This is a genomic window from Flavobacterium gelidicaeli (assembly GCF_013294005.1).
GTDB lineage: Bacteria > Bacteroidota > Bacteroidia > Flavobacteriales > Flavobacteriaceae > Flavobacterium.
In genome coordinates, this window is record NZ_JABSNK010000001.1 from 237,088 (window position 1) to 263,739 (window position 26,652).

The window sequence follows — 26,652 nt, forward strand, 5'->3', positions numbered from 1 at the left end:
CATTAAATAATATTAATTATGAAAGATTTAATTGCAAATATTAAAATTCAAGTCAACGAAAAAATTTACGTTAAAGATCCTGAAACCTCAGCACTTGGAAAGAAAATTATCCAAGAGAGTATTCTTTTAATTGATGCAATAGGATTTGATCACTTTACTTTTAAAAAATTAGGTGAAAAAATCGGATCAAATGAGAGTTCAATTTATCGCTATTTTGAAAACAAACATAAGCTAATGTTGTATCTTTCCTCTTGGTATTGGAGCTGGATGGAATACAAACTTTTCTTCGCTACCAATAATATTGAGAACACTTTTGAAAAATTAAAAAAAGCAATTACAATTGTTACTGAAAAGATAGAAGATGATGCCGCTACAGAACACATTAATCAATCCATTTTAAATAAAATAATCATTACAGAGTTTACTAAAACATTGCAAACAAAAGAAGTAGACGAAGAAAATAAACAAGGTTATTTCTTAATTTACAAAAGAGTAATTAATCGAATCGTAACCTTAATCAATGAAGTAAATCCTGACTATCCTTTTGCTAAAAGCATGGCCTCAAACATAATAGAAGGAGCGCTTCATCAACATTTTCTAAAAGACCATTTAAAAACCATTACTAATTGTAACGAGGAAACAAGCCCTACAGATTTTTACATCAATCTTATTACTATAGTTCTAAAAAATAAATAAGCATGACTCCATTAAAAAGATTTTACAATTTATTAGCACTAGACAAAAAAGACATTTACCAACTGTTTTTTTACGCCATATTTGCAGGTTTAGTAAGTTTATCATTGCCCCTAGGTATTCAAGCCATTATTAATTTCATACAATCAGGACGTGTAAGTGTTTCTTGGATTGTTTTGATATTCTTAGTAGTTGTTGGTGTGGGATTAGTGGGGATTTTATCATTAATGCAACTTCGAATTACAGAGAATTTACAGCAAAAAATATTTGTACGTTCTTCATTTGAATTTGCTGTGCGACTTCCAAAAATTAAATTCGAAGAACTATACAATACTTATCCTCCAGAATTAGCCAATCGCTTTTTTGATACGATGACCATTCAAAAAGGAACCTCAAAATTATTAATTGATTTTTCTGCGGCCTTACTACAAATAATTTTTGGAGTCATACTATTATCGTTGTACCATCCCTATTTTATTTTATTTGGAATCATGTTGATTATTTTACTGTATTTCATCTTTAAACTATCCTATATTCCCGGTTTAGAAACGAGTTTAAAAGAATCGAAAAATAAATATAAAGTTGCACAATGGTTGCAAGAAATGGCTCGTAATAATTATAGCTTTAGAAACCAACTCAACTTTGACTACGGACTGCAAAAAAACGACAAGTTAGTAAGCGAATACCTTAACTATAGAGAAAAACATTTCAATATCATTAGAAGACAATTCTCTCAGTTAATCATTTTTAAAATAATTATTACCGCAAGCTTACTTTCAATTGGAGGGTTCTTAGTGGTTTCTCAACAAATGAATATTGGACAGTTTGTTGCTGCCGAAATCATCATTTTATTAGTGATTAATTCAGTTGAAAAAATTATCCTTGGACTAGAAACTTTTTATGATGTATTGACCTCTGTAGAAAAAATTGGCCAAGTAACCGATTTGTATTTAGAAGAAGAGTATGATAATGAAAGTATGAATTATTGCTATGCCGACATCTCTTTAGAAACAGAAAATTTGCAATTTAAATTCCCTGATTCTAAAAACGCTTCTCTAAAAGCAATCTCATTAAAGGTAGAACAAGGAGAACGCATAATTATTGATGGCGAAAATGGTTCCGGAAAGACAACTTTAATCCGTGTGTTATCTGGCTTACTAAAACCTACAGCAGGAAGTTTTTATATTAATGATGACACTTTTAAAAAAATTGACTTAAAACAGTACCGCTCGCAAATAGGAAGCGTTATTTATGGCGAATCTCCTTTTGAAGGAACTTATCTTGAAAACATTACTTTCAACGACCCTAATATTAGTCAAGAAGATTTAAAATGGGCAATTGAAGGCGTACAATTAAGCAGCTTTATTAAGTCGCTACCTAATAGTTTAGACACCGCAATTTACCCTGAAGGAAGGCAACTATCTTCATCAAATGCACAAAAAATATTATTAGCACGAAGTATCATACACAAACCTAAAATCCTTTTCTATGAAGATCCTACTGACAAAATGGACGATCAAATAGCCAATTCAATTATTGATTTTATTACCGCCAAAGAGCACAAATGGACCATTATCGTTTCGTCTAAGAATCCGTATTGGAAAACCAAATGCAACAGAGTAATTATCATGGAAAAAGGACGTATTCAACAAGACACAAAAAAGCTATAGATCATGCTAAATATATCTGACAATAACAAAACAAAGCTTCCTAGTTTAGGAAAATTTGAAACGATTAGAAACCTAAATATAAAATCAAATTCGAAAACGCTCAATAAAATCATTGTTTCGGTTTGTATTTTTGGAGTACTCATCTTATTTCTTCCTTGGACACAAAACATCTCGGGTTCAGGATCTGTGACTACTTTAAAACCCAATCAAAGACCACAGTCAATACAAAGTGTTATATCTGGTCGAATAGAAAACTGGTATGTACAAGAAGGTGATTTTGTAAATAAAGGCGATACCATCCTTTTTATATCCGAAATAAAGGAGGATTACATGGACCCAAATTTGGTTGCCAACACTAAGAAACAAGTTAATGCTAAAAAAATGTCCTTAGAATCTTATGGTTCGAAAGTGACTACTTTATCCAGCCAAATTCAATCCATACAAGCCGAAAAAGGGTTGAAATTTGAGCAAGCACAAAATAAAATCAAGCAATCACTTTTAAAAATAAAAAGTGACAGTATGGATCTAGTTGCTGTAAAAACCCAACTTAAAATTGCCAATACCCAGTTTGATCGTGCGGTACAATTAAATAGTGAAGGTTTAAAACCATTGACTGACGTAGAGGAAAAAAGACTAAAACTACAAGAAGTAGAAGCCAAAATAATTACTCAAGAAAATAAATTTCTAACAAGTAAAAACGAATACATCAATGCAAAAGTAGAGGCTAATCGAATTAATGCCGAATATGCCGAGAAAACCTCCAAAGCACAAAGCGACCAATACACCGCATTAAGTAATCAATTTGATACCGAAGCACAAGTAAACAAATTAGAGAATCAATATGCAAATTATAGCATACGCAACGGAATGTACTACATCAAAGCTCCTCAAAGTGGTTATGTTAACCGAGTGCTACAAGCTGGAATAGGACAAACTGTAAAAGAAGGAACACCTATTGTGAGTATTATGCCAGCGCAATATGACGTTGCTGTGGAGACTTATGTCGATCCAATTGATTTGCCATTAATTAATAAAGGAGAAAAAGTGCGCGTTTGGTTTGATGGATGGCCTACAATTGTTTTCTCAGGATGGCCTGATGTTTCTTATGGAACTTTTGGAGGTAAGGTGGTTGCTATCGAAAATTTCATCAGTGATAACGGAAAATACCGAATCCTAATTGCGCCAGACAAAGACGAAGCTGCTTGGCCTAAAAAAATAAGCATTGGCTCTGGTGCCGAAACTATTGCTCTACTAGACACCGTTCCTATTTGGTTTGAAGTTTGGCGAATTTTAAACGGGTTTCCACCAAATTATTATAAAACAGACGTAAAACCAGCTAAAGAGAAAAAATAATGAAACAAATTCTTATCCTTTTTCTATTCTTAGGAGCTGTTGCTTTTGGACAAGTTTCAAATACGAACAATTCCAAGGAATTCACTTATAACGAATTTTTAGGATACGTCAAGAAATACCATCCGTTAGTAAAAACTGCCAACTTGGAAATCAATAGAGCGCAAGCAAATTTGATGATGGCGCGCGGTGGCTTTGACCCAAAGATTGAAGTAGACTTTAAAGAAAAACAATTCAAAGACAAAGAGTATTATTCGATACTAAACAGCAGTTTCAAGATCCCTACTTGGTACGGAATCGAAATTAAAGCAGGCTTTGATAATAACGATGGTATTTATCTAAATCCAGAAAATACGGTTCCTAATAAAGGCTTAACTTCTTTGGGGATAACGGTTCCCTTAGGACAAGGATTATTCATTAATCAGAGAATGGCAGATGTGCGCAAAGCAAAAATTCAGATGCAGTTGAGTCTTGCAGAAAGAAAACTACAAGCTATCTCCGTATTGTATGATGCTTCTATTGCTTATTTTAATTGGAGAAAAACCTTCAACGAAGTAAAACTTTATGAGACGTACAATGCCAATGCACAAATACGTTTCAACGGAATTAAATCATTGATAAAAGCAGGTGATAAAAGGGCTATTGATAGTATTGAAGCGGGAATTAGCGTAAAAAACCGAATATTAAGTCTCGAGAATTCAAAACTAAAACTTACTAAAGCCAAACTTGAACTAGCTAATTTTCTTTGGTTGGACAATGCGATTCCGTTTGAACTTTCTGAATTATTGTTACCTGAGAAAGATTTGGACTTCACTATTCAAGAAACATTAAAAACGAATGACTTAATTCAAAACGAATTCACTTTAGAAAACCACCCAAAGATCAATGCGCTGGAGAACAAAATTGAAATTCTGACGGTGGAGAAAAAGCTAAAAGCGAATATGCTATTACCCAAAATTGATGTTGGTTATTCTTATATAGCAGAGCCAAGTTATATTGATGATTATCAATTTGAGAATTATAAAATAGGATTAAACTTTTATTTCCCGTTGTTTCTTCGAAAAGAGCGCGGAAGTTTAAAACTAGCACAATACAAAATTCAAGAAAGTGAGTTTGCTTTAAATTTAGAGCGATTCCAACTTTCGAATAAAATTAGTGCTCAAAAAACTGAAATTCAGTCGCTAGCAAAGCAAAACGCCATTGTAAAAACATTAGCATCAGACTATAGCCTCATGTTAAAATCTGAGGAACGTTTATTTTCCTTTGGCGAAAGCTCCCTATTTTTAATTAACAGCAGAGAGAATAGTTTGATTAGCGCACAATTAGCTTCAATTGATTTAGAAAACAACTATTTCGTTTCTAATGCAGCTCTTTTTAAAATCATGGCCAACCCCGATTAAATAATTTTAAAATCGTACTTTTGCGATCTGAAAATTAGAAAATATGATTATAGTAAAATCCCGTGAAGAAATAGAATTAATGCGTGAAAGTGCCTTAATTGTATCCAAAACATTAGGAATGATTGCTTCTGAAATTAAAGAAGGAGTAACTACATTACATTTAGATAAATTAGCAGAGGAATTCATTCGTGACCATGGTGCTGTACCGAGTTTCCTAGGTTTATATGGTTTCCCAAACTCATTATGCATGAGTCCAAATGCGCAAGTAGTACATGGAATCCCAAACAATACGCCGCTTCAAAGTGGTGATGTAATCTCTGTTGATTGTGGTGCTTATAAAAATGGCTACCATGGTGATCACGCTTACTCCTTTGAAATAGGAGAAGTAGCACCAGAAACTAAAAAATTATTACAAATTACCAAAGAATCATTATACGTAGGAATCCGCGAATTTAAAGCTGGAAACCGCGTGGAAGATGTAGGTAACGCTATTCAAAAATATACTGAAGCACAAGGTTACGGTGTGGTTCGTGAACTAGTAGGGCACGGTCTAGGGCAAAAAATGCACGAAGACCCTGAGATGCCTAACTACGGAAAGCGCGGTCGCGGAAAACTTTTTGTAGAAGGAATGGTTGTTGCTATTGAGCCGATGATCAATCAAGGCACACGCAACATCAAACAACACAAAGACGGCTGGACAATCACCACTGCCGATAATAAACCAAGTGCGCACTTTGAACACGATGTTGCCTTAATCGATGGTAAACCAGAGTTACTTTCTACTTTTGCGTACGTGTATCAAGCTTTGGGTATCGTAAGTAACGAGGAAGATGAGTTTAGAAAAGTGCCATTGGTTCTTTAGGGATTCGAAAAGATTCGCAAATTATTTCAACACAGATTCCACAGATTTTCACAGATTTATTTTTATGGAAACATTTAATTTAAAAGAAGAAACTTACCAGATTATTGGACTTTGCATGGAAGTACATAAAATTCTTGGTAAAGGTCATAGTGAAAAAGTTTATGGGGATGCTTTGGAATATGAATTTATAAAAAATAACATTCCGTACAAACGGGAAGAGAAGTTCACAATTAATTACAAAGAAATAACGCTACCTAGCTTTTATTACGCCGATTTTGTAGTTTTCGAAGAAATCATCGTCGAGCTAAAAGCAATACAGATGCTAAGTAGTAGTGAAATAAAACAAACACTTAATTATCTTGCTGCTTCTAAAAACGAAATTGGACTATTAATAAATTTCGGAGAGGACAGTTTGAAATACAAGAGAGTTATTTTGTAAAAAATCTTAATATAATAATCTAACACAAAAAACATATTCCATTTAATCTGTGAAAATCTGTGAAATCTGTGTTTAAATTTTCATCCAATGAAATCCGTGTTTAAACTTATACTTAATACCATCCCACGCCCCCTACTTATTCGTTTGAGTTATGTGGCGCGTCCTATAATTGCTTTTACTTTAAAGGGAGATAAATTTACTGATCCTATTGATGGAAAAAGCTTCAAATCGATGTTGCCTTATGGGTACGAGACGCAGCGCAATAATGTGCTTTCACCGAGTACTTTGTCACTGGAGAGACATCGCTTGTTATGGTTGTACTTAAATGATCAGACCGATTTTTTTACAGCACCACACAAAGTATTGCACTTTGCTCCGGAGCAAGCTTTTTATAAGATGTTTCGAAATCAAAAGAATCTAGATTATACTACAACCGATTTATTTTCGCCATTGGCAGATGTCAAAGCAGATATCTGTGATTTACCTTTTGAGGACAATCAGTATGATGTTATTTTGTGTAATCACGTTTTGGAACACATTCCAGACGATACCAAAGCCATGCAGGAACTGTACCGTGTTTTGAAACCGGGCGGAATGGCAATTTTACAAATTCCGCAAGATTTGAAACGTGCCGTAACTTTTGCAGACGATACCATTACCAATCAAAAAGAACGTGCTAAAATATTTGGTCAATACGATCACGTGCGCATTTATGGCCGTGACTATTTTGACAAATTGCGTTCGATTGGCTTTACAGTTATCGAAGAAGATTATACCAACAAAATAGCACCCGAATTGGTTGAGAAATATTGTTTAGCCAAAGGCGAAATTATTCCTGTTTGCTTTAAATAAGTAAAACAAAATTATAAACTTTCCATTTAAGGGATTAAGATAATTAAGTCGCATGCTTAATTTCCTTAATCCCTTATTAGTGCAAAATGGTTACCTCTAATCGTTAAAAACCAAACTATAATTGTGACAACAGTAGCAAAACACCCTTTTTGTTTTGATTTGAGTTGGGATGTAAAAAGTAATTTTTACGTTCCAACAGCTTATGTCGTTTCTGAAGGTTTACCGATTGGCTATTTGGACAAAAAAGCCAGTCCTGAAGTTTTAAAAAGTTATGGCATCGAAATAAATGCTTTATCGAAAGAGGCTCAGAGAGCACTTTCTATTTGTGAAAAATTAACTAGTGAAGCAGTCGCTAAAAAATTCAATACCGGAAAAACCAAAAAAAGCATTGAAGACCTTCGAAAGGATACAAAACTTGAAACGGGAATTCAGTTGTATCAAGAAATACAATTAGCCGAATTTTTAAAACTGGTCAACACTCACTCTTTTCCAATCTGTTTTTCATTAAACAAGGACAAAGATTTTCAGAAAAGTGCTATTTCGACCCAAAATAAAGCATTAGAAGCTAAAATTCATTTTCTAAAAACAGAAGAAGGCATTACCTATACCCTTCAATTGGTAGAAGAAGAACAGGTTTTTTATCCTTCTGAAAAGAAAATAGAAATTATTCTGAATGAGCCAGCTTGGTTGGTGGTTGACGATAAATTGGTAACGCTAACTGCCATTGACGCTAAAAAGATAAAGCCGTTTTTGGGTAAGAAAACAATCGATATTCCCGCTCGAACGGTAACCGAATATTTTCAAAAATTCATCAAAGATATTGTCAAAAAAGTAGATGTTACTGCTGATGGTTTTGAAATCATTCAACGCAATGCTATACACAGCTGTCAACTAGAAACAGTACACGATTTCTTTAAAAAATGCTATTATTTGAATTTAAAATTCGACTACAATGGCTATTTATTTGATGGCTCGAAAACCAAACATAGCCATTCTGAAATTGATTTGGACGATCCAGAACAAATCAAAGTGATTCAATACAAACGTAATTCGGAAAGCGAAGGCGCTTTCGAACAAAAACTACTCCATTTAGGTTTTAATAAAACAGATAATGGCTTTTTTACTCTTTCGCTACAAACAGAAAATAACACACCACACGACGTAATACAGTGGGTTATAGAAAACAAAGAACAATTGCAATCTTTGGGCTTTGCGTTGGACACTTTTTCATTGGACGGAAAAAAAATTCAACCTAACAAGCCTGAGATATCTTTTTCGAATGCGATTCAGAACGATTGGTTTGATATTAAAATCACGATTCATTGCGGAGCATTTAGTTTTAATTTTAGCGAAATCATTCCGAATTTAAAACAGCAAAACCAAGTATACATTTTACCCGACGGCAGTTGTTTTTTGATTCCGAAAGAATGGATGGTACAATACGCACCTTTGGCCAAACTTGCCAAGGTAATTGACAACACATTACAATTACCCAAAAGTAATTTTGCGATTTTGAATACCATTCCCGAATTGCAGTTGGACACAAAACCAGTACCAACAGCGGAATTCGTTATTTCGCCATTGGTAAAAGCAACTTTGAGACCCTACCAAACGGAAGGCGTAAAATGGTTGTTGGAACATTATCAAAACGGCATGGGCGCCTGTTTGGCCGACGACATGGGATTAGGAAAAACACTCCAAACCTTGACTACATTGGTATCGGTACAAGAGCAACTCGAAAACCAACAAAGGGAAGCCGAGCAACTAGATTTGTTTGGTAATGTGATTCCGCAAGCCAAAGAATATCTGAAGGTTTTGGTCGTACTCCCCTCTTCTTTAGTGTTCAATTGGTATAACGAGGCACGAAAATTCACCCCGCACTTGCGTCGCATACAATATGTAGGTAATGATCGAAAGTTGATTGCCAAGAAACTAGCGCGATACGATTTAGTTTTTACTAGTTACGCAATTGCCTCTCGAGATGTTGCTATTTTAGAAAAGTATCAATTTCGTTTTTTAATTTTAGACGAAAGTCAATACATTAAAAACAAAAATTCTAAAATTTTTAAGGCGATTAACCAAATCAAAGCTGATAATAGAATCTCACTAAGCGGTACTCCTATCGAAAATTCGTTGGATGATTTATGGTCGCAAATGGAGTTTATCAACCCTGATATTTTGGGCAGTCATGCTTTTTTTGTTCAGAACTATAAAATTCCGATTGAGAAGAATCAAGACGAAAAAGTTCTAGCAGAACTCAAAACACTCATTAGTCCGTTTATCTTAAGGCGCACCAAAGAACAAGTTTTGGATGACCTACCCGAATTGACTGAGCAGATTTATTACTGCGACATGGAAAAAGAGCAGGAGAAATTATACGAAGAAGAAAAATCTAAGGCACGTAACGCACTCCTACGCACAGACGGGACTAAGGCTGACAAAATTAATATTATCAACACCTTGATGCGATTGCGACAGTTGAGTAACCATCCTAAAATGATTGATGCCAAATCAGATTTAGACTCTGGTAAATTTAATGCAGTAACCGATTATTTGACGACTTTAATTCAGTCCAAACAGAAGACGATTGTCTTTAGCTCGTTTGTATCGAATTTAGGATTTTATAAAGAGTGGTGCATTGAAAACAAAATTAAATTTTGTGAACTTACGGGTGCTACCGATCAAAAAGATCGTGAAATTGCCGTAAACCGTTTTCAGGAACAAGAGGATATTTTGGTCTTTTTCATTTCGCTAAAAGCAGGTGGCGTTGGCTTAAATATCACCAAAGCATCGTATGTTTTATTCCTAGACCCTTGGTGGAATCCTTTTGCTGAAAAGCAAGGAATTGGGCGTGCGCACCGCATTGGTCAATTGAATAAAGTGAACGTTATTCGATTCATATCCAAAAATACAGTAGAGGAAAAAATCATTCGATTACAAGAAACCAAAAAACTACTTTCTGATTCGTTATTGGATGACAATAGTATGAGTCCGGATATTGAGGCGAATTTGAGTTATATTTTAGAATAAAAAATGCCCGCTAAAATTAATTTTAGTGGGCATTGACAATTAAACAACTAAACTATTATTTTTGAGTTTCTGGCATTAACACCGCAACTATTTTATCTTTTGTTAAGTATTTTTTAGCAACATCTTGGATATCTTTAGGAGTAATCTTATTGATTGCTTCTTCAACATCTAGAATTCTATTAGGACTTTTTCCGTCAATATAAGACTGCGTAAAATTACTCAACCAATATTTATTTTCCTTAATATCCTTTTTATAGTCTAACAACTCTGCTTGCTTGAACTTTGCAACATCTTTTTCATCAGGACCCTTGTCGATCATTTTTTGCAATTCTCTCAAAGCAGAAGCGGTTAATTTCTCTGCATTTTCAGGTCCGCAAGGAAAACCAATTCTAAAATTAAATGAACCGTTTGGCACTTTAGTCATACTTCCACGAGCACTTACTCCATAAACACCACTTTCATTTTCTCTTAATTCTTCGATCAATTTAATGGTCAAAACCTCCCCTAAAGCTTGCATAGCCAAGGCCTCTTTTTCAGAGTAAACAGCATCTCCATAAAACATAATCGAAACCGTACTTTTAGGATCTGTTCCTTTATTGATTACTTTTTTCAAATCACCTTTAATCATTCTATACCCAAGATCTTTGGCTACATCTTTTTTATCAGTTGATGGTAATGAAGCAATGTATTTAGCAGCAAATTCTTCCATTACTTTATCATCTACATTTCCAACGAAAAAGAATTCAAAATCACCTGCATTAGCAAAACGCTCTTTGTACTTTTTGTAGGCTAAAGCATAATCCGTTTGTGCCCATGATTTTTCTGTTGGAATAATTCCGTTGAATCTAGGGTCCTCTTTGTATAAATAGGCGTACAATTCTTGTTGAAAGAAAAACGACGGTTGCGAAGCCATATTGTTATAAAAAGCAGCCTGTTTTTGCTTAAAGCTATCAAAAGCTTCTTGATCAAAGTTTAAATCCGTAAAATATGCGTACACATTTTGGAATAAATATTCTAAATCTTTTGGTGTAGCACTACCGTTTAATCCTTCCGTAATTGTACCAATGTAAGGACTAACCGAAGCAATTTTACCCGACATAAATTTATTTATATCGTTTAATTTTAAACCTGAAAAACCTGCTTCACTCAATGCACCGTTAGCAAAGTTCGTTTTTATTACTTCCTCATTAGAATACATATTGCTACCACCAAAACTCACTGCTTGCATTAAGATTTCGTCATTCTTGAAGTCGGTTTTCTTGTATTTCACTTTAGCACCATTAGATAGAAACAAAGTTGTAGTACCTATTTTAGCATCAAATTCTTTTTTTAGAATAGTTCCTGGTTTCACTTCATTTCTTAACAAGCTAGTCACTTGTTTGGAGTCTTGGTACGGAGTAATATCAGCAACATTAATTTTTAATGCATCTAGAACTTGTTGTTCTGTCACTTTTACCAAACCTTCTTTTTCAGGCCCTGTAATAATTACCACTCTATTGTCTTCTTTCACCAAGTCTTTCATGTATTTGCTTACCTCTGCTAATGTGATAGAAGGCAACAATTCTTTGGTAGTTTTGTACTCCCACTCAATCCCAGGAGCTGGAACTTGCTCTAGAAATTGAGATTGATACTGCGAAACATAATTATCTGATTCCGTTTTATCGCGATCATTATATTGTTTTTCATATTGTGCAAATACTTCTGCTTTCGCTCTTTCAAGTTCTCCTTCGGTAAATCCGTACTTCTTAGCACGTTCATTTTCGATCGCTAAAACTTTTAATGCCTCTAGTTGAGAACCTTCTTGAGGTACCGCAACAGATTGATAAGCTTCCTTAGTTCTAGCATAAGTTCCGCCATGATAAGAATACCCATATGTAAAAGGCGGTTTAGAAGAGTTAATTAATTCTTGTAACCTGTTGTTGATCATTGTAGCAAACAAACCTTCGGTCATGTTATCTTTATAATCGCCAATTGTTTTCATTTTTTTTGGCGTTCCATAATCTTTATACATTAATTGAACTAAAGTATAGGGTGCTTCCTTGTCACTTTCAACGGCAACAAAGGTTTCTTTGTGATTAGGAACTTCAAATATTTTACGTTCCTTTTCGTTTGCAGGATTCTTATATTTAGAGAAATGTTCTTTAATTTTTTTCTCCATTGCCGCAACATCAATATCACCAACTACGATAACACTTATCAAATCCGGACGGTACCAATCTTTATAGAAACTTACAATTTTATCATATTTGAATTTTTCTAAAATTTCTTTTTCACCAATTGGCAAACGATCAGCATAATGTGAATTATACATCATTTTAGGCAGGTAACGCCCCAGCATTCTTTTATCAGCACCAAGTCCTAAACGATATTCCTCAAGTACAACTCCTCTTTCTTTTTCAATTTCTTCAGGAGTTAAATCAGCATTGAAAGCCCAATCTTCAATAATATTAAATCCATTTTCTAGTTTTTCTGGACTATCAGATGGAATAGGTAAAAAATATACCGTTTCGTCAAAACTCGTGTAAGCATTTAAATGCTGACCAAATTTCACTCCAATACTTTGAAGGTAATCTACTAGTTTATTTTTAGGAAAGCGTTTGGTACCATTAAAATTCATGTGCTCCATAAAATGTGCTAATCCTCTTTGATCATCATTTTCTAGTATAGAACCTGCATTAATGACTAATCTTAAATCAACTTTATTCTCTGGTTTGGCATTTTTCTTGATATAATAAGTAAGTCCGTTTTCAAGAACACCTGTTTTTACTGAAGGATCAGCAGGTATTTTTTTAGATAGATCAATATTTTGTGCAAACATTGCAGAAGAACAAAGTATTAACCCAAGGGTAACTTTAGAAAATTGTTTCATATGGTTTTGTTTATTTTAGATAAACTTAATCATAAAAAATTAAAAACAAGAGGATTAATAAGTATATTTTAACATTTTTCTTACATTAAATAATAACTTTCCTAAAACCAGTTAATCTAATTTATAGTTATTTAATTAGTACATTTAGCCCATCAATCACTTTATTTACAATGAGAAAAATAGTCACATTAGCATTTTTAGCAACAATACAGCTCTTATTTTCACAAGTACAAAATGAGGTTGCTCCACCTTTTAACATCAAGACAGTTTCGTTTGTACAAAACAATCAAAATGTGGTTCCAATATTTCCATTGGGCACTGGATTTCAAATACAATTTGATGATTTATATGGAAATGAAGCCGATTATTATTATGAAATCGTGCACTGTGACTATAACTGGATCCCTACTGCGATTCCAAAAAACGAATACCTAGAAGGATTTGATAACCAAAGAATTCAAAATTATAGCAATTCCTTTAATACGTTACAAATTTACTCCCATTACACATTAGCAATACCCAATCAATATACTTTACAACTTAAATTAAGTGGCAATTACATAATTACGGTTTTAAATGATGCTAAAGAAGTTGTTTTTACTCGAAAATTCATTCTTTACGAAGAATCAGTTAAAGTGCCTATGCAAATAAAAAGAGCACGAACAATTGATAATTTAAGTTACAAACAAAACATTGAGTTCTCTATTAATTCAACAACGCTAAATTTCCAGAACCCGTTAAAGAATGTGAAAGTTGCCATTTTGCAAAATGGAAAATTTAATACTGCCATTAAAAATATCGTTCCGCAATATACTATTGGAAATGAATTAATCTACAAATACGATAAAGAAACACAGTTCTGGGCTGGAAATGAATTTTTATATTTCGAAAATAAAGACATTCGTACTTCTGGAAACAATGTCGCTCATGTAGATGCAAATACTGCTATATACGGAAGCCATTTATTCACTAATAACGCCAGAGCAACTTTCCCTTATTCATTTTCACAAGATGTTAACGGAAACTTTTTAGTCAAAAATACTAATGCTAGTGACAACGAGATTGAGGCCGACTATGCATGGGTTTATTTTAGCTTATCGGCACCTTCATTTAGATTGGACAAGGATATTTACATTACCGGAATGTTCAGCAATTACAGCATGTCTGACGAGAACAAAATGGACTACAATGAAAAAAAAGGAATCTACGAGAAAGCGCTTTTGATAAAACAAGGCTTTACCAATTTTGAATATACCATTGCCGACAAAAAAGGTACAATCGACTTAGAACATGCCATTGACGGAAATTTTTATCAAACAGAAAACAATTACACTATATTAGTGTATTACAAAGAAAGTAGCGGTCGTTATGATCAAGTAATAGGAAAAGCTGAGTTAAGTTCCTTAAACATAGTTAATTAAAATATTAACTCAAAAAGAGTAAAACAAAATCAATTTTTTGTACTTTTGTTGTTATAACATACTCTCATACCCTAATTTATATGGTTTCTCAAATTACAAGAGGCATAAAAATATCCGTTTTAACTAGTTTTGAAGGCACTTACTTTAAGAACTACAAGATTCATTTTGCCTTTAGTTACGAGATTACAATTGAAAATCATAGTAAGGATTCGGTACAGCTTACTTCGCGTCATTGGGAAATTCATGATTCTCTTAATGATATTGAGACTGTTGATGGTGAAGGAATCATTGGAAAAAAACCTGTTTTAAAACCAGGAGAATTACATACTTACAGTTCTGGTTGTTTACTATCATCTCCTTATGGAGCAATGAAAGGGTACTTCAACATGATTAACTTTACAACTACGAAAACTTTTAAAGTTTTAATCCCAACATTTAGACTTTGTGCTCCTTTTGCTTTAAATTAAGTCAATTAACCTAAATAACTTCATATTCTTCGGGTATATTTATCTTATTTTTAAATTATCCTTTGTACTTTTGTTACACAATAAATTTTTCGCAATATTTTGCTGAATTTATGTCTAATCACAATGTCTAATCTCGTCTGTTATTTTTTTGCAGATGAACAAATCAAAATATCATGCTAAAAGGATTTTTTAACGTACCAAAAGCGGTAAATGAACCAGTAAAAGGGTACGCGCCAAATTCACCTGAAAGAGCAGCTGTACAAGCAGCTTACACTAAGATGTGGAATTCTACAATTGACGTTCCGTTATACATCGGAAGTGAAGAAATTAGAACTGGAAACACTAAAAATATGACGGCTCCTCACGACCACAAGCATATTGTAGGAACGTACCACCTTGCTGAGAAATCGCATGTTGAAAAAGCTATTGCAAACGCATTAGAATCTAGAACAGCATGGGCAAACATGGCTTGGGAACAAAGAGCAGCTATCTTTTTAAAAGCAGCAGAATTGATCGCAGGACCATATAGAGCTAGAATCAATGCTGCAACAATGATCGCACAATCTAAAAATATTCACCAAGCAGAAATTGATGCTTCCTGTGAGTTAATTGACTTTTTACGTTTTAACGTAGAGTTCATGACGCAAATATATGGAGACCAACCTTCTTCTACATCAGATATGTGGAACCGTCTAGAATACCGTCCTCTTGAAGGATTTGTATATGCGATTACACCTTTTAACTTTACAGCAATTGCTGCTAATCTTCCAGCGAGTGCTGCAATGATGGGTAACGTTGTGGTATGGAAACCAAGTGATAGCCAAGTATTCTCGGCTCAAATTATTATTGAAGTTTTCAAAGAAGCGGGAGTTCCTGATGGCGTTATCAACGTAGTTTTTGGAGACGCTTTAATGGTGACTGACACCGTTCTTGCAAGCCGTGACTTCGCAGGACTACACTTTACAGGTTCGACTCATGTATTTAAAGATATCTGGGCAAAAATAGGAACAAACATTCACCATTATAAAACATACCCAAGAATTGTAGGAGAAACTGGAGGAAAAGATTTTATCATCGCTCACTCTAGCGCTAACCCTAAACAAGTTTCTACAGGAATTGTACGTGGTGCATTTGAATTTCAAGGTCAAAAATGTTCAGCAGCTTCAAGAGCTTACGTACCACAAAGTATGTGGCCAGCTGTAAAAGAGCAAATCATCACTGATGTAAAATCAATGAAAATGGGTTCTCCAGAAGACTTTAGTAATTTTGTTACTGCAGTTATTCATGAAGGTTCATTTGACAAACTAGCTAGTTTTATTGACCAAGCTAAAAAAGATACTGACGCTGAAATCATCGTTGGAGGAAACTACGACAAATCAGTTGGGTATTTTATTGAGCCTACAGTTATCGTAACTACAAATCCTCACTATTCAACAATGGAAACGGAATTATTCGGACCTGTGATGACTATTTTCGTTTACGAAGATGCAAAATGGGAAGAAACTTTAGAATTAGTTGATTCAACTTCTGAATATGCATTAACAGGAGCCGTTTTTAGTACCGATCGTTACGCAATTGAAGTAGCAACTGTAAAATTACAAAATGCTGCAGGTAACTTCTATATCAACGATAAACCAACAGGTGCCGTTGTAGGACAACAACCATTTGGTGGAGCAAGAGCTTCAGGAACAAACGACAAAGCAGGTTCTCCATTGAACTTATTGCGTTGGGCTTCTCCTAGAACTATAAAAGAAACATTTGTAACTCCAGTAGATTACAGATACCCATTCTTGGGAGAATAATATTCTAAGTTGCAAAGTCTCTGAGTGACAAAGCTACTAAGCTTTACTACTTATGAAAACATAAAAAAGCCGAATCTATAATTTTAGATTCGGCTTTTTGCTTTATATCATTACGTAACATCAGTCTTACGACTGTACGAACATTATACCACAAACTTCAGTGGTAAATGCACTACTTTTTTAGTTTCAAAGAATTCATCTTCAAAAAAGTCGGCTAGATTGTATTCTGTTGCTTTAGGGAATGCGGCTAACTCTTCGGTTAGATCTCCACCTTTAAGGTATAAAATTCCGTTTTTTAACGCATGTTTTTGCTGCTTTTTTATTTTGGTTTTAACCCAAGAAACAAAATCCGGCATGTTTGTAACGGCACGACTTACAATAAAGTCAAAATCACCTTTTACATTTTCGGCACGCATTTGCTCAGCTTTTACATTTTTTAATTCTAAAGCATCAACAACACCTTGTACCACTTTAATTTTTTTGGCAATAACATCAATCAAGTAAAAGCGAGTCTCAGGAAAAAGGATTGCTAAAGGCACTCCTGGAAACCCACCACCTGTACCTACGTCAAGGACATAAGTCCCAGGTTCAAATTTCATGATTTTAGCAATTCCTAATGAATGCAAAATATGTTTTGTGTATAAAGCGTCAATATCTTTTCTAGAAATGACATTTATTTTTTCGTTCCAATCGTGGTATAAAAAGTCCAATTTTGCGAATTGCTCTTTTTGAATATCAGTCAAATTAGGAAAATACTTCAAAATCTCGTCCATCGTTCTATTTTTTTAACAAAAGTACTCTTTTTAAGCCTTAAATATTTAACTCAATTTTGCAGAGTTGAAAATTTTAATAATTATCTTTGGAACTTATTACAATTACATATGATTAATACTGCACCTACATTTGCTAAGCAAGACAAACTGAAGTTTTTCAGAACACTTAACTCACGGGTTAACAACTACTTCAAAGAAAATAATATAAAAAAGACAGGAAACTGGAGATTATACTTAAAAACCATAATCTTATTTGCTGTTTTTCTAGCGCCTTATTTTTTAATCCTTACACTTGATATGCCTTTTTGGGCGCATCTTTTACTAACCATTGTTATGGGAATAGGAATGGCTGGCGTAGGAATGAATGTAATGCATGACGGAAACCACGGTTCTTATTCTAATAAAAGCTGGGTCAACAAATTCATGGGAGGAACCATTTATGTTCTTGCTGGAAACGTTTATAACTGGCAAGTACAACATAATGTATTGCACCACACCTATACCAATATCCCTGGACATGATGAGGATCTTGATGCTGGTAGAATTATCCGTTTTACAAAGGACGCAAAATGGCATAGTTTTCACCGTTTCCAACAATATTATTCGGTTTTCTTATACGGTTTGTTAACATTCAACTGGGCTATTACCACTGATTTTAAGCAAATGAAAAGTTACCTAAAAAGAAAACTATCCTATGGTGAAGCTAAAAGCCCAAAAATTCTTTGGACAACTTTAATTATTACAAAACTAATTTACGTTTCGATCTGGATTGTATTGCCTATAGTTATTGGAATTACATGGTGGAAAGTACTTATTGGTTTTTTCATTATGCATTATACAGCTGGATTAATTTTGAGTGTAGTTTTCCAATTAGCGCATGTCGTTGAAGAAACTACAAATCCTTCACCAAATGAATTAGGAGAAATGGACAATACTTGGGCAATTCACCAATTGTTCACAACAACTAATTTCGCTCCAAAAAATGCTATTATAAACTGGTATACCGGAGGATTAAATCACCAAATAGAACACCATATTTTCCCGAACATTAGTCATGTTCATTATGGTAAAATTGCAAGAATCGTTAAGGAAACAGCGCAAGAGTGCAACCTTCCTTATTACGAATATAAAACAATGCGTAGTGCCGTAATTGCTCACTTTAAGCATTTAAAAGATTTAGGAATGAAACCAGAGTTAATATAACTTAAGGGCTTCTTGAAATTTTAAATTATATCTATAAAACTAAGAACTAATCAATAACTACCCCTTAAAAACTATTATTTAGGGAAACAATTCAACTAATAATGAACCCACTTTCAGACAGAATTAACAATTTAGCGACTTCACAAACATTAGCGATGGCTGCTTTAGCTAGAGAATTAAAAGCACAAGGAAAAGACATCATCAGTTTAAGTTTAGGAGAACCTGACTTTAATACACCTGACTTCATCAAAGAAGCAGCAAAACAAGCAATTGACGACAATTACAGTACTTATTCACCAGTAGAAGGATACGGAGACTTGAAAGAAGCAATTTGCCGAAAATTTAAAAGAGACAATAACCTAGATTACAAACCATCACAAATTGTAGTTTCAACAGGAGCAAAACAATCCTTATACAACATTGCGCAAGTAATGCTAAACGATGGTGACGAGGTTATTTTGCCAGCACCTTACTGGGTTTCTTATTTTGAAATTGTAAAACTTTCTGGAGGTGTTCCTGTAGAAGTTCCTACATCAATAGACACTGATTTTAAAATCACACCTGCACAGTTAGAAGCTGCAATCACACCAAAAACTAAAATGATGTGGTTCTCTTCCCCTTGTAACCCATCAGGATCAGTTTACAATAGAGAAGAATTAACTGCTCTAGCGGCAGTATTAGAAAAGCACCCACATGTTTACGTTGTTGCTGATGAAATCTATGAACATATCAACTTTTCGGGAACTTTTTGCAGTATTGCATCAATCCCAGGAATGTTTGATAAAACCATAACTGTAAACGGAGTTGCAAAAGCATTTGCAATGACAGGGTACCGAATTGGTTATATTGGAGGACCTGAATTCATTGCAAAAGCGTGTACTAAAATTCAAGGTCAAGTAACTTCAGGAGCTAATTCTATCGCACAACGCGCTACAATTACTGCTGTAGACGCAGATCCATCTGTATTGAAACACATGGTTGACGCCTTCCATTCTCGTAGAGATTTAGTAGTAGGTTTATTAAAAGAAATTCCAGGAGTAAAAATAAACGTTCCAGAAGGAGCTTTTTACGTTTTTCCAGACGTATCTTCTTTCTTCGGAAAAACATTAAGAGGAACTGAAATCAAAAACGCAATGGATTTGTCTATGTACCTTTTGGCAGAAGCTAACGTAGCTACAGTTACAGGTGACGCTTTTGGAAACCCTGATTGTATTCGTTTTTCATATGCGACAAGTGATGACATATTAAAAGAAGCTTTAAAAAGAATTAAAGCTGCTTTGGCTCAATAATTATAATCTGAAAAGTTTACAAACCAACTTTTACATATACTAAATACCTCAGGAATTTTACTTGAGGTATTTTTTTTGGATTGACCCGCTTTACAATCTTTTTTTATTCGACTATCACTCCTAATAAAAAGGATTTTCACTGTTATCCCTCACGCAAAACACACTTAATTAATAGCATAAATATAGTAATGCCTTTTACTACAAACTAAAAGAAACACCTATATTAACACTAGGTTTTAAATAGAAATCATAATATACTTTTGTCACTGATTTATCAATAAATAACTTATCAGCTACAATTGGATAATACCACTTAAAGTAAACACCTAAATTATCTGTAAAAAAATATTAAAATCCAGCTTCCCCACCTACACCATTACTACCACCTAAAACACCAACATACATATCAATTGACTCCCCATCCATTTTAAACAAAGGCGTTAAATGTAGATCTACAGAAACTGTCATATTAATTTTTTCAAAACTACCAGCATTATTACCATCAATACTATTTTGCCCCCAATAGTCATAAATAGCAGGCAATTCTTCTGTTTGAAAAACATATCCAAAAGCAGCTCCACTGATAAATAGTCTAAAACTCCAACATCATACCCAAATTCAACTCCTTTACCTTTATTTTGAAACGATATACCAACTGAATATTTAGAGTCAAAAACATCATCCCAAGCCTGAGAAGACATACTTCCTGTAATCAACAAAAAACTAAATAATATATATTTTTTCATTATTCAAAAATTACAAACGCCTTATTCTTTTTTTCTAATACTGTTGATAATCTTAGTATTTAAATTAATTAACTTTAATTAACCCAAACTATAGCTTTTTTTTATTTATGCTTTTGATGTCTTTTTTTACTGCAATTACTTTACTTTTAAATTATAATAATCAACTACTTCTTCAATATCTTTAGATTTGTATTCTTTATTTTTAATTTTTTTCACAATTTCTGGATTATCTTTAAAATAGTACGGCCCGTACATCTTAAAAATTGAATTTACTCCTCCATAACTTGAATAATCTGGTATAGCCATTGATACCCATATAGGATAATCCTCTTCTTTCTTTTTTAAATAAATTTTTATTGCACTAAAAACTCTCATTGAATCTTTTTTTACTCCATATTCATCTCCTCCAATATAAAGTGAAAGCTTCCCTTTTTTCATTAATAATATCCATCCTTCCTCTTTAATTTTAAAATCCGTTCCCTTTGATTTAAATTCTTTAGTTTTTACCCAAACAAAAGTATAAGCCAATTTTTTTTTCGCATCAAGAATTTGTATTGAATCAATATCAGCACTCATTATTTTTTCATTCTGATTACCAACTTTAATTTTAACTTTATTATCTGAAAGTTTCGGAAAATGTACCTCACCCTCTATTTGTTCCTTGTTCTTTTTAAAAATAATTCCATTACCATCTTGTTCCCCTAAACCAAACCTAATTATTATTTGAGAATATGCTAATGAAGTACTAAGCATAATTAAAAGTGCTACAATTTTTTTCATTTTTATTTTTTTTATTATTACAAACGTAATTAAAAATAAAAAATTATTAAGAAAAATCGATAACTAAAATTATAATACCTATTTATTTAAAAAACAAGCATTGAACTGATCATCCATTTTAAATAATTCACATAATAATTTTTTATGAAAACAAATACTTATCAACTGTTAATTTAAAAAACATCTTAAACACCATTTCGTAAAATTTTATAAAAACCAATGAAAATATTGTAAGACAAACGCAGCATTCTCTTCCCATCTTTGTATTATAATATTAACTAAAAAACAAACATCATGATAAATACAGATGAAAAAAGAGAAGAGATTGTAAATACGTTAGACGGATTAATTGCAATTCTTGAAGATGGAAAATTAGGGTACACTAATGCTGCGGAGCATGTAGAAAATACAGCTATGAAAACCGACTTTACACAATATGCTCGTGAACGCGCTTTATTTATCGTAGAATTACAAGACGAAATTAACAAATTAGGAAAATCTACTGATACTTCTGGTGGTGGAGCATTAGGAGCAATTCACCGCGCTTGGATCGATATCAAATCTTCATTCACAAGTGGCGATACTGAAGCTATTGTAAACGCCTGTATCACTGGTGAAGAAGCAGCGATTGAAAAATACGAAATGGCATTGAAAAAAGAAGAATTAGAACAAAGCCAAATTGCCGTTATTTCAAAACAGTTAAATAGTATCAAAGCTATTTTGATGAAATTAAACTTAAATAGTTAAGCCATTGCTTAACCATTTTGCACAAAAAAACACCTCAGGAAATGTTCTTGAGGTGTTTTTTTTGTTTATATCATTTGGTGTTATTTTTTGTTTTAAAATTTTTAAAAAAGCAATAACTGTTACCAGCCACCGCCACCACCGCCGCCACCGCCGCCGCCAGAGCTTCCACCACCTGAACTTCCACTACTCCAGCTACCGCTGCTTCCACTGCTACTACTTCTACTACTAGAACTACTTGGTGGTGAAGGATCTACTTTAGACGCGCTTACTGATTTTCCAAAACTAGATACAAAACCACTAGATGCGATATAAAAACCTTCATTGCCTGAATACCACGCTGGATCATATTTCGCCAACTCAAGTACGGTTTCAAATTGTTTGCCCCAAGCCACATCTACATCTAGTGCAATAGCATAAGGTAATAACTCTTCAAATAATTCGGGAGTTTGCTCTGGTGGGTTAAGCATATTCATGCGGTCTTTTTCAGCAGTTTCAAGATACATTTTAAAACCTTCTATCCTTTCCATTGCCTCTAAACCTATTTGAGTGTGTTTTTCGATACTAAAAACATAAACAACATAAGCCAATATAATAACTGCCTGAACTCCTAATTGCATCCAAGTAGCCGAAAACAAAGAGAAAATATAAATAAATACAGTAGGTATTACCCAGAAAAAGCACAACAGCCCCCTAAGGATAATTAATCCTAAATGCTCTATTTTCTTTCTAAGCCATAATACTATTGCTATTGATCCTGCTATTGAAGGTATTAAAAAACCATAATTAACATAGCCTTTTGTTCTACTCAGTAGTAAAAAAATCAAACCTATATTTACAAGTAATAAAAAACCCAGCCACTTTTTCCGAGACGTGCTTACGTGATAAGATTCAATTTTAATTTGTTTAGTAACCCTATTTTGCCATCCATTATAAGCCTTTTCAAATATTTTGTACGAGGTCATACTCACTAAAATACGCACTCGATCAGCAAGAGGTTTAAAAAAAGCTTGCTCCTCGTCACTTAAATTACTAGGCGTTTTGTTTAAAACTTCAATCTCATATATTTTACTGTTTGTAAAAACACCTTCATCAATAGTTTCATTAATTTTAATTACACCTTTGACAGCTGTATTTATGACTGATGCCATATACACTTCATCATTAAGTCCATTATTATACACATAGCCTACAATAGCCGGAGACCAGGCAAACGGAGGTCTGAACTCAGGAATAATAGCGCTTGAACGATTGCGTTTTTTTCCAAATCTTTGGTAAAAACAAAAAAACAATGCCGCTATTCCAAAAACTACAGACCACAACATTTCCTTTATTTGTTTATAAAATGAAGCTGATTTCTCAAGCGTACTAGGAGGCAAAACCAACTCTTTATCAAAGGAAGCTGCAACAGTCAACCCTTCATAAGGGCGCAAACCGTCAATTGAAAAACTGGCTACAGTCTTATTATTAATTAAACGATTAGTTGCATTTGAACCTTTAGCACCATCTGAACCACTGTAACTATACAAACTTTTGAATTCGGCATTTTCTTTAGGTAAATAAATCTCGCATGCAGCATGATCAATTGAAAACTGCCAGTCGTTTCCTGTCACGTTCCAATACAATTCATCATAATCATCAAAATACCCTATTTGATAGGGCAAACTATAAGTGATTTGATACGTATAGGTACCTACATCTAGATCCCTATCTTTACTACCTATGTAAATTTTATAAAAATCATCTTCCTCTTTTGTGAAATACGGCTCTTTGATTCCGTCCTTTTTAATGGAATTAATCTCATATCCTAAATCAATTTCATTACCATCTTTATCTTTCCTATTTAATGGCAAAACCCTCAGCAACCCATGCTTAAATTGATTTCCTTCTGCTTTAATTTGGATACTTTCAGTTACCTGAATAATTCCAGAATGTTGGATTTGAATTTTTGCATCAAAACGAATGATCTTTTCTTGGGCATTCCCATAAAAAAAGAACAACAAACTTATAAAAGCTACTATTTTCTTTACTTGCATCATTCCCATAATTAAAACTGAACTTTAGATGTTTCCCTTTGTGTAGCATCTGCTAAGACTAAAAACTCTTTTTTAGCAAAACCAAAAGCATTTGCAATTACTACTCCCGGAAAACTTTGCACTGCAATATTGTAATCTCTCACCGTACCGTTATAGTATCTTTTAGAGCGCTCAATATCGGTCTCTAAACTCAATAAATCAGTTTGTAAACTCTGGAAATTGGTATTCGCTTTCAAATCAGGATAATTTTCTGCCAATGCAAAAATCTTAGTAACTGCTTGAGTTAAGTTAGCGTCCAATTGCATTTTTTGATCTCCATTACCTGCTGCAACAGCTTGATTGCGTAAAGCCACAATTTCAGTCAAAGTTTCCTTTTCGTGTGTCGCATATCCTTTGATTGTTTCAATTAAATTCGGAATCAAATCAAACCGTTTTTTCAATATCACATCAATTCCACTCAACGCTTCCTCAACCATATTCCTTTTGGCTACAAAACCATTATAGAGCATAATTAAAAACCCTATCAACACAATAAAAAGCACTAAAATAGCTACCAAAATTAAAACCATTTTTATTAAAATTTAATTTATTTATATTTTTTTGAAAACTATACAGCAGCTTTAAATTCCTAATCAGGAATACCAATTGACAATATAGTATTCAAATTTTTACCGAAAATACACAATTATCACTTATTACTTTATTTTTATTTCTAAAAAATTAATACGTAATTACTTAAAGAGTATTGTTTTTTCATGACTAATTAATGTAAAAAGGTCATTTATATTTAATTTGAAACCTTTTTTATACATGAAAATAACTTGGGCGTAACCATGCTTCCACTAGCGTTTCAGCATTGGTCGGGCTTTCGGCTATATCTCTTCGTTGCACTACGAGGATGCCGCCTCTATCCCTTACGCAAAACCTATACTGCAAATAACTTTTATGGAATAGTAGTAAAATAATCAACATAAAAGCAAGAATTTCTATTCAAAATAATTAATAAATTTGCGGTCACAAAAATTCAAATCAGTATTTTTACAATCCAATAAAGACAACAAAAAAATGAAAATACTATTGCTAGGTTCAGGTGAATTAGGAAAAGAATTTGTAATTGCTGCGCAACGCATCGGGCAAACCGTAATTGCTGTTGACAGCTATAAAAACGCACCTGCCATGCAAGTAGCTCATGGATTTGAAGTTATCAATATGCTCGATGGAACAGAACTTGACCGCATCGTAGCAAAACACAAACCTGATTTTATCGTTCCTGAAATAGAAGCCATTCGCACGGAACGTTTCTATGATTACGAAAAACAAGGGATTATCGTAGTCCCATCTGCGAAAGCGGCCAACTTTACCATGAATAGAAAAGCAATCCGGGATTTAGCCTCCAAAGAACTGGGGTTAAAAACGGCAGCTTATCGCTACGCCACCACTGCCTTGGAATTACAAAAAGGAGTAGAAGCCGTAGGAATGCCTTGCGTGGTAAAACCCTTAATGTCGTCATCTGGAAAAGGGCAATCAACTATAAAAACAACTGACGATATCGAGAAAGCGTGGCAATACGCCGTGGAAGGTTCGCGGGGTGATGTGGTAGAAGTCATTGTAGAAGCTTTCGTCAAATTCAATTCGGAGATTACTTTGCTAACTGTTTCTCAAAATAACAACCCAACTTTGTTTTGTGCACCCATAGGTCATCGTCAAGAACGCGGAGATTATCAAGAAAGTTGGCAACCCGCCAGAATATCCGACCAGGATTTATACGAAGCACAAGACATGGCCGAAAAAGTAACTGAAGCCTTAGGTGGCGCAGGACTCTTTGGAGTCGAATTTTTCTTGGCTAATGATGGTGTTTATTTCTCGGAGCTTTCACCTCGACCGCACGATACTGGAATGGTAACGCTAGCCGGAACACAAAACTTCAACGAATTCGAATTGCACCTAAGAGCGATATTGAGTTTACCTATTTGTAGCATAACTCTAGAAAAAGCGGGAGCGAGTGCAGTTGTATTAGCTTCCCAAAATAGTATCAACCCAACATTCACTGGACTAGAAAAAATAGCTGCTTTACCCAAAACCGACTTTAGAATATTTGGAAAACCAAGCTCACGTCCCTACCGCCGCATGGCAGTTGCCTTAACAAACGACACCTTAGAAACTCCTATTGAAGAAATTACTGAAAGAGCAATACAAGCTGCAGCTTTACTTAAAGTTCACTCGTAA

At 33.9% G+C, this 26,652-nt stretch carries 21 protein-coding genes; 15 read left to right on the plus strand and 6 right to left on the minus strand.

Annotated elements, in window-relative coordinates:
- The first annotated feature begins 18 nt into the window (after positions 1-18).
- The 8 genes from HNP99_RS01030 to HNP99_RS01065 all read left to right on the plus strand — a co-directional run bounded on the left by HNP99_RS01030 (position 19) and on the right by HNP99_RS01065 (position 10,296).
- On the plus strand, positions 19-696 hold the full coding sequence (locus tag HNP99_RS01030; RefSeq protein ID WP_173850372.1) for a TetR/AcrR family transcriptional regulator: 678 nt from the start codon (positions 19-21) through the stop codon (positions 694-696).
- Between the two features lie 2 nt (positions 697-698).
- The gene (locus HNP99_RS01035; RefSeq protein WP_173850383.1) at positions 699-2,363 is read left to right on the plus strand and encodes a peptidase domain-containing ABC transporter; all 1,665 of its coding nucleotides are present in this window, start codon (positions 699-701) and stop codon (positions 2,361-2,363) included.
- 3 nt (positions 2,364-2,366) lie between these two features.
- The gene (locus HNP99_RS01040; protein ID WP_173850385.1) at positions 2,367-3,716 is read left to right on the plus strand and encodes an HlyD family secretion protein; all 1,350 of its coding nucleotides are present in this window, start codon (positions 2,367-2,369) and stop codon (positions 3,714-3,716) included.
- Positions 3,716-5,113: a TolC family protein gene (locus HNP99_RS01045; RefSeq protein ID WP_173850387.1), complete on the plus strand. Its 1,398-nt coding sequence runs from the start codon at positions 3,716-3,718 to the stop codon at positions 5,111-5,113. Before HNP99_RS01040 ends, HNP99_RS01045 begins: the two co-directional genes overlap by 1 nt.
- Positions 5,114-5,156: 43 nt before the next feature.
- Positions 5,157-5,975 carry a type I methionyl aminopeptidase gene (gene map / locus HNP99_RS01050; protein WP_173850389.1) on the plus strand — a complete coding sequence of 273 codons (819 nt, stop codon included), beginning with the start codon at positions 5,157-5,159 and terminating at the stop codon, positions 5,973-5,975.
- A gap of 64 nt (positions 5,976-6,039) precedes the next feature.
- Entirely contained in the window at positions 6,040-6,414 is a 375-nt protein-coding gene (locus HNP99_RS01055) for a GxxExxY protein (protein WP_173850391.1), read from the plus strand.
- An 87-nt stretch (positions 6,415-6,501) separates the two neighbouring features.
- Positions 6,502-7,266, plus strand: coding sequence for a class I SAM-dependent methyltransferase (locus HNP99_RS01060; protein ID WP_173850393.1), 765 nt, complete (start codon positions 6,502-6,504; stop codon positions 7,264-7,266).
- A 123-nt stretch (positions 7,267-7,389) separates the two neighbouring features.
- A complete protein-coding gene (locus HNP99_RS01065) occupies positions 7,390-10,296 on the plus strand; it encodes a DEAD/DEAH box helicase (RefSeq protein WP_173850395.1) in 2,907 nt (968 codons plus the stop codon).
- Positions 10,297-10,351: 55 nt separating this feature from the next.
- Here the strand turns inward: HNP99_RS01065 and HNP99_RS01070 are convergent, their stop codons facing one another.
- A complete protein-coding gene (locus HNP99_RS01070) occupies positions 10,352-13,165 on the minus strand; it encodes a M16 family metallopeptidase (RefSeq protein WP_173850397.1) in 2,814 nt (937 codons plus the stop codon).
- A gap of 170 nt (positions 13,166-13,335) precedes the next feature.
- Between HNP99_RS01070 and HNP99_RS01075 the strand changes: the two genes are divergently transcribed.
- The 3 genes from HNP99_RS01075 to pruA all read left to right on the plus strand — a co-directional run bounded on the left by HNP99_RS01075 (position 13,336) and on the right by pruA (position 16,855).
- Positions 13,336-14,586, plus strand: coding sequence for a type IX secretion system plug protein (locus tag HNP99_RS01075; protein ID WP_173850399.1), 1,251 nt, complete (start codon positions 13,336-13,338; stop codon positions 14,584-14,586).
- 80 nt (positions 14,587-14,666) lie between these two features.
- Positions 14,667-15,053: a Co2+/Mg2+ efflux protein ApaG gene (apaG, locus tag HNP99_RS01080; RefSeq protein ID WP_173850401.1), complete on the plus strand. Its 387-nt coding sequence runs from the start codon at positions 14,667-14,669 to the stop codon at positions 15,051-15,053.
- A gap of 173 nt (positions 15,054-15,226) precedes the next feature.
- Positions 15,227-16,855: an L-glutamate gamma-semialdehyde dehydrogenase gene (pruA, locus tag HNP99_RS01085; RefSeq protein WP_173850403.1), complete on the plus strand. Its 1,629-nt coding sequence runs from the start codon at positions 15,227-15,229 to the stop codon at positions 16,853-16,855.
- Positions 16,856-16,998: 143 nt separating this feature from the next.
- Here pruA and rsmG read toward each other — a convergent pair whose 3' ends face one another.
- Complete coding sequence (gene rsmG, locus HNP99_RS01090; protein ID WP_173850405.1) at positions 16,999-17,628, minus strand: 16S rRNA (guanine(527)-N(7))-methyltransferase RsmG; 630 nt, start codon at positions 17,626-17,628, stop codon at positions 16,999-17,001.
- A 108-nt stretch (positions 17,629-17,736) separates the two neighbouring features.
- On the opposite strand from rsmG, the gene HNP99_RS01095 reads away from it, so the two are divergent.
- Together HNP99_RS01095 and HNP99_RS01100 are read left to right on the plus strand one after the other, a co-directional pair.
- The gene (locus HNP99_RS01095) at positions 17,737-18,831 is read left to right on the plus strand and encodes a fatty acid desaturase family protein (protein ID WP_173850407.1); all 1,095 of its coding nucleotides are present in this window, start codon (positions 17,737-17,739) and stop codon (positions 18,829-18,831) included.
- Between the two features lie 101 nt (positions 18,832-18,932).
- The gene (locus HNP99_RS01100) at positions 18,933-20,120 is read left to right on the plus strand and encodes a pyridoxal phosphate-dependent aminotransferase (protein WP_173850409.1); all 1,188 of its coding nucleotides are present in this window, start codon (positions 18,933-18,935) and stop codon (positions 20,118-20,120) included.
- 464 nt (positions 20,121-20,584) lie between these two features.
- Here the strand turns inward: HNP99_RS01100 and HNP99_RS01105 are convergent, their stop codons facing one another.
- Together HNP99_RS01105 and HNP99_RS01110 are read right to left on the minus strand one after the other, a co-directional pair.
- Positions 20,585-20,866, minus strand: a complete 282-nt coding sequence (locus tag HNP99_RS01105; protein ID WP_173850411.1) for a hypothetical protein — start codon at positions 20,864-20,866, stop codon at positions 20,585-20,587.
- 135 nt (positions 20,867-21,001) lie between these two features.
- A complete protein-coding gene (locus HNP99_RS01110) occupies positions 21,002-21,646 on the minus strand; it encodes a hypothetical protein (RefSeq protein WP_173850413.1) in 645 nt (214 codons plus the stop codon).
- 294 nt (positions 21,647-21,940) lie between these two features.
- Here HNP99_RS01110 and HNP99_RS01115 point away from each other — a divergent pair, with 294 nt between their 5' ends.
- On the plus strand, positions 21,941-22,393 hold the full coding sequence (locus HNP99_RS01115) for a ferritin-like domain-containing protein (RefSeq protein WP_173850415.1): 453 nt from the start codon (positions 21,941-21,943) through the stop codon (positions 22,391-22,393).
- A gap of 119 nt (positions 22,394-22,512) precedes the next feature.
- Here HNP99_RS01115 and HNP99_RS01120 read toward each other — a convergent pair whose 3' ends face one another.
- Positions 22,513-24,429: a DUF2207 domain-containing protein gene (locus tag HNP99_RS01120; RefSeq protein ID WP_173850417.1), complete on the minus strand. Its 1,917-nt coding sequence runs from the start codon at positions 24,427-24,429 to the stop codon at positions 22,513-22,515.
- Between the two features lie 8 nt (positions 24,430-24,437).
- On the minus strand, positions 24,438-24,995 hold the full coding sequence (locus tag HNP99_RS01125; RefSeq protein WP_173850419.1) for a LemA family protein: 558 nt from the start codon (positions 24,993-24,995) through the stop codon (positions 24,438-24,440).
- A 439-nt stretch (positions 24,996-25,434) separates the two neighbouring features.
- Here HNP99_RS01125 and purT point away from each other — a divergent pair, with 439 nt between their 5' ends.
- Entirely contained in the window at positions 25,435-26,652 is a 1,218-nt protein-coding gene (purT, locus tag HNP99_RS01130) for a formate-dependent phosphoribosylglycinamide formyltransferase (protein ID WP_256434487.1), read from the plus strand.